This window comes from Cyanobium sp. Cruz CV13-4-11 (assembly GCF_024346055.1).
Classification (GTDB): Bacteria; Cyanobacteriota; Cyanobacteriia; order PCC-6307; family Cyanobiaceae; genus Cyanobium.
Genome location: NZ_JAGQCH010000052.1, coordinates 1 through 5,346 on the forward strand (window position 1 = coordinate 1; position 5,346 = coordinate 5,346).

The window sequence follows — 5,346 nt, forward strand, 5'->3', positions numbered from 1 at the left end:
ATGAATTGGTGGACGTGGCGGAATGGCTTGCCGTCACGTTGGCCTGAGGACACCAGTTCAATGATCCAGCTGGCGCCGATCCAGCGTTCGCGGATCGCCTCTGTGGCGTTGCGGGCTCTCAGTTCCCTAAGCACCTGGCGGCCGTGACTTTTCTCGAAATCGCTCTCCTCGACAGGGAAGTGACGCTGGTATCGGAACTGATCGGCGATCTGCCGGTGCAGTGTGCGCTGACTTTTCTTGACGGTCAGGAGCAAGTCGGCCCCCTGTTCTGCTGCGAGCTGAAAAAAGACGGTGAGGTGTGGAGTGCATCCGCCTGGATCAGCACGCCATTGAGATCGAGCGTGCTCAGCAGCTCCTACTGCTTCGCAGAAGCCTGCGGCTAGAGGGCAGCGCGCTCATGGGAGTCACCGGTGTCGTAGGAGGTCTGGGCGTAGCCGCCAGGCTTCTGCGGAGCAGTAGGCGACGCCCAGATCGCGGGCGTAGAGCGTCACCTGGGTGACAAAGCGGGTGGCACCGTCAGATCCCTCGGGCTGGCTGGCGGAACCACGCAAGGTCTTACCGTCACAGATCAACTGATCAAGTTCCCTGTCCTGCTCTGCGATTTGGGCCAGCATCCACTGGCGCAGCATCGCGAACATGCTCTGCAGATCCACCCGCTCCAACAGGTAGAGAAAGGTGGAGTCGGTGGGTGTCCCGCGAAGCTCAAGACCGAGAGCCGTATTGAAGGCCACGCGGTGCCGACGGGCAAATCGCTCCAGATCCCTGGCGCTGCGACAGCCGCTCAGGATTCCCAGGATGTCCATCAGCAACAGCAGCCACTGGGGATAGCGCACGCCCCGGCGCTTGCGACCCTCAGGAAGCGACTGCTGCAGAAAGCCGATCAGATCAGAAGGCGACGCGGGCTTGGACAAGAGAGAGGAGCAATCCAACCGAGGACAGCAGACCCTACAAGGCACCGCAATCGCCCTTGTGACTGACTTTCAGTCGGCCCTGACCCCCCCCCCACGTGCTCCGGGACCCGCTCGTGATCTGATCACAGAGAAGGATTGCTTTTTTCTTTCAGATTCCTTTAGATTTTTAAATTTAGCCGGCTAGTTTAAGTGCGGTTTTATTTATTAATCAACTAAGTCGCGTTTGGTGGTAACAGATGTGACTATTTGCAAAAAACGTTCACCCATATTTTGAATTAATATTTGCGATTGAATTCTTGCTTTTTTTTCGTGGTCGCAGTTTGGACCCGGTTGCCAATCAGTCCAAGCCTCTTGCATGGCTTTGCTCAACGAGGTCAACGACCGATTGTCATAATAAACAGCTCTAGGTGGGTCTTGCTCAAGATGAACAGGGAGATCGCTCAAAATCATTGGCTTTCCTAATGATCTTGCGTCTTCAACAACGGTGCTCCAACCCTCACTTAAAGACGGTTGAATAACCCCAATGCTTCTGCGTAACAGTTGAAGTTGGTGGATTTTGGGGATTAGGCCGAGAATAGCGATATTTGGTCGAATTCCTAGCCGGTTAATTTTACTACAGATATTGTCAAAGTGTTCGGCCAGTCGATTGTCCTGTGTGTGGCCAGTAAAAACCACAAACAGATCAAGATTTGCTTCTGAAAGGCTGGCGATGGACTCAAGAACAGCGATATGATTTTTATGCTGCCAAAACTGGTTGCAACAGATAAAGAATTTTTCGGGTAAGTTGTACATTGATTGAATTAGTGTGGGATCTTGCTCCCATGCGTTAGGCTCAATAAAAGGGTAGAATCTAAATAAATGAGGTTTGGCTTGGCTATATGGAAAAAACTTTTTAAAATCAGAAATACAAGTTTGGCTGCTAAAAACTATATCTGTAGCTCTGTCGCTAACACGATCTTCGTATTCATACCGCCATTTTAGATTTTCTTCGCCAAAAAAATGAGGCAAAATGCGAGGCTGGAAATCTGCTATCCATCCTACTGCATGAGTACCTTCAGACAAAACTGACCGAAAATCGTAAGGATAAAGGAAATCAATGCCTTGAGAATCAGTTAAAAACTGCCGAGCCTTAGCCTTGAGAAATCGCAGTTTCCGCGGTAAGTACATATTTAGAACGGGAATCAATACATCGCGTTTACGCAGAGGGGAGCCAATTGTTTTGATTAATCTAAAATCATCTGCGGCGCTAAATGTTTTGCGAATGTGATCTGAAAGGCCTTCGTCTTCGTAGCATAAAATTACTTTAAAGGCGGTCTCACCGCAGCCAGTTGCTTGAAATTCTTTCAGCGCATAAAGAATGTTTAATATGTAGTGCTCTCCTCCGATCCAGTCACGTCCGCCTGTGTAAAGAAGGCCAATTCTAATTGGTGAATTATTCATTAATCTTTTTGCTGATGAGTATTCAAGAACCATTCTACATATTCATTGACACCCTCGGCAATGGAAATAGAGCAGTCAAATCCGCGGCTATGCAGCCAAGAAGTCTCACCCTGCCAGCGAGCTGGAGCACCGAGTTGCTGGACCCCAGAAAAAATGATGCTGGGTTGATGGGGAAAATGAGAAGCGATCAGTTGAGAGACCTCTTGAATCGGGGTTGAAATACCACTGCAAAGATTAATTGGCTGTCCGATCAAATCGGATTGGCCAATAATGAATTCTAGTGCACGACAAATATCGGTGATGTGAACAAAGTCTCGAGCTTCGTTGCCGCTTCCCAGAAGGGATATCTGATTGTTCCCCCAAGCTTTTTGGCAGACATCCCATAAAAGCTGACGTTTTAGGCCTTTGCCATAGGCTGAAAAGATGCGAATCGATGCACTTCTGCCGCCATAAATCTCGGCAAACTCTCGGACTAGTAATTCTGATTGATATTTATGGCAGCCATAGGGAGAGATTGGGTTAATAGCACTATATTCATGAATCGGTAGTTTAGCTGGATTACCATAGACAGCAGCACTAGATAGAAATAGGAAAGTTGTTTTGGGAGAGTGAAGTCGTAATGCATCAAGGAGCTGAAAGACGACAGGTGGGCCTGAGTTGAAGTCTGCAGCGGGATCAGTCACGGAGTTGGGGACAGATGATCGCCCTGCAGCATGAATCAAGATATCGGGTTGAAGAGCTTGGATCAACGCATAAGTTTCTTCGGAGTGCAAACTAATGCAATGGCCATAACATCCTGGTTCGTTGATCAGGGTGCGACTGATTGCATGGACTTCATGTCCAAGGGATTGATGATATGCCCTTAGCGCACTACCAATGAATCCCCCTGCTCCCGTTATGGCAATTTTCATCGTGGTTTGATGGCGATGAAGGAGTAGAGCCTTCCTGGCTGTTGGTCTTGATGATCTAGGCGACGTAATGCTGCAGTTCGTGCGAACGCCGAACGGCTGATCCATCGACCCAGGCGTCTCAAGCGATCGGACCAATACCTACGGCTTTGATCGTCGAGATTCGCAAGACTGGCAGGGTAGGCATTGATGACGCTTTCTCTCGGGCCCAATGTTTTGATCGTTCTGAAGCCTGCTGATTGAAGTGAGTTGAGATAGGTGGTAAGGGTGTAGGCCATTTCGCCTCCGTAGAGGTGGTGGAGGGGATGGGCTGCCAGAAACTGCGGAAGATCAGTTTCGTGGCTGAGCACGTGTTCTCGGGTGGCGATTAGCATCCCTCCGGGCTTCAAGACTCGGAAGACTTCCTCACACACCGTCTGCAAGGATCTTGCATGGTGCAGCGCTGCACGACAGTAGGCAAGGTCGAAGATGTTGTCTGGTGCACTGATGTGCTCCGCACTATCAGCAGAGACATTGATGGTGACGCCGCTGAGTCTGGCTAAGACCTCAATGCAGCCACGTCCTACGGTGTCGCTCGCATCAGGCTCCAAGGCCGTAACATCATGGCCTAGACGGGCAAATCCATAGGAACCGATTCCTCGACCTGCTCCAAAGTCGATCACGGTGCTGTTGACCTTTAGATTGGCGAGTGCAAGAACAGCCTGAAATTCCTCGCTCTCTGCAAAGCGAGTTGCAGCCTCGGTGATCGGGTCATCGTAGTAGCAAGCATTTACTAATTGTTCTTGCTCTGCTTGATTGCGCAGCCATTGAACTGCCTGCTCCCATGTGAGATCGTGCTTAGCCGAAGTTGATAAATTCAAATTTGGTTACATTGTTAGTGCTGTTTAAGTTGCTCTAAGGATGTGTTTTGACAATTGCTCGTATTCACAAGAGGCAGTTTGTCTATCAGTCTAGACCGATGCTTTCCACGAAGAAAAGTTAACTGTCCTTGCTCGTTGCGGGTATCTGAGAACTTGGCTTCAGTCCACGCATCTGCAGCAGAGCTGCCAAGCAAGCGACCCAGTCGATCATTGCGGACAAAGAATAGATTATTTCCGGCCTGGTTGGAGCCAATTAACTCATAGTTTTTTTTGAGGCCAAGTTGTTGAAGGGCCTGAACAGAGGCCCCCCAGTATTGGTGGGAGTGATGCGCCGTAAGTCGATTAAAAAGTGGATCGTATGGTATTGAAACCGAATGATCAGGGCCAAATGAACTATTCCATTCGCAAACCACAATAATTGGATTTATGCAAATAATTGCCTCCCAAACCCAATAGTCATTGCCATCAATATCGACACTTAGAATGCCAATCTCTCCAGAGATTCCTGCAGATGATATGAGTTCATTGATGTTATCCCGATCGATCCAGGCCGCCAATGCTTGGAGGTTGTAGCGCCAGCAGAGTGAGCTGTTTCTGACAGAAGTCATCCATTCCTTACTGCCATCAATGATTAAACCTCCCCAGTTGCAACCCTGCAGGAGGAACCTTGTATTCGACTCCTGGTAATCCTGTACGCCAAATTCAACAAATATTCGTTCGTGCGCTTGAATGCCTGCCTCCTCGATTAAGTGTTGAAGGATGCCGTCTTCGCCAAACTGGGAAAAAACTCGGAATTCGTAGGCATCCAGTGATTGCAGTGCTCCAGCTTCTTTTCGCTGCCGGTTCAGCAGAGCTAAGGCTTGGCCTTGAAGTACAAGCTGCCTATCGCTTTTGTCGTCCATTGGAATCAGTTGCCTTGAGGAGGGAACGGCTCAATAGAGCTGGTGGAATCTGACGGGCTCAATGGTGTCAAGCGAGGATACAACTCATTATGATACAGCATGTAGGGTGGTACATCCTTGGTCACAATTGATCGGGCGCCGATCACGGCTCCTTTGCCAATCCGCACGCCCTTGAGGATCGTGACCCCAAAGCTGATCCGTATGTGTTCAGGGGTCGGGACGTCCCCCGCGGGACTGCATTTCTGACAGCTCATCGCTGAGCGATCAAGAAGCAGTGCTCTGTGCTGCTGATTCAGGGATCGGGCAGCAGTGTCGGCATCACCCC

The 5,346-nt window shown here is 49.6% G+C and carries 5 protein-coding genes and 2 pseudogenes; all 7 read right to left on the reverse strand.

Going from position 1 to position 5,346, the window contains the following annotated elements; genetic code table 11:
* Positions 1-254: pseudogene (locus tag KBZ12_RS18320) on the reverse strand (transposase); the annotation flags it as partial.
* 150 nt (positions 255-404) lie between these two features.
* Positions 405-911: a transposase family protein gene (locus KBZ12_RS18325; protein ID WP_254959501.1), complete on the reverse strand. Its 507-nt coding sequence runs from the start codon at positions 909-911 to the stop codon at positions 405-407.
* A 204-nt stretch (positions 912-1,115) separates the two neighbouring features.
* Positions 1,116-2,384: a glycosyltransferase gene (locus KBZ12_RS18330; RefSeq protein ID WP_254959502.1), complete on the reverse strand. Its 1,269-nt coding sequence runs from the start codon at positions 2,382-2,384 to the stop codon at positions 1,116-1,118.
* The gene (locus tag KBZ12_RS18335; protein WP_315859439.1) at positions 2,351-3,367 is read right to left on the reverse strand and encodes an SDR family oxidoreductase; all 1,017 of its coding nucleotides are present in this window, start codon (positions 3,365-3,367) and stop codon (positions 2,351-2,353) included. Before KBZ12_RS18335 ends, KBZ12_RS18330 begins: the two co-directional genes overlap by 34 nt.
* On the reverse strand, positions 3,259-4,119 hold the full coding sequence (locus KBZ12_RS18340; protein WP_254959504.1) for a class I SAM-dependent methyltransferase: 861 nt from the start codon (positions 4,117-4,119) through the stop codon (positions 3,259-3,261). Before KBZ12_RS18340 ends, KBZ12_RS18335 begins: the two co-directional genes overlap by 109 nt.
* Before the next feature lie 14 nt (positions 4,120-4,133).
* Positions 4,134-5,021, reverse strand: a complete 888-nt coding sequence (locus KBZ12_RS18345; protein ID WP_254959505.1) for a hypothetical protein — start codon at positions 5,019-5,021, stop codon at positions 4,134-4,136.
* Positions 5,022-5,026: 5 nt separating this feature from the next.
* Positions 5,027-5,346 (reverse strand): annotated as a pseudogene (locus KBZ12_RS18350) (hypothetical protein); the annotation flags it as partial.

Excerpts from the sequence above, each read along its gene's own strand:
- KBZ12_RS18330 (WP_254959502.1), bottom strand. The coding sequence starts at position 2,384 with ATGGTTCTTGAATACTCATCAGCAAAAAGATTAATGAATAATTCACCA.
- KBZ12_RS18335 (WP_315859439.1), bottom strand. The coding sequence starts at position 3,367 with ATGGATCAGCCGTTCGGCGTTCGCACGAACTGCAGCATTACGTCGCCT.
- KBZ12_RS18345 (WP_254959505.1), bottom strand. The coding sequence starts at position 5,021 with ATGGACGACAAAAGCGATAGGCAGCTTGTACTTCAAGGCCAAGCCTTA.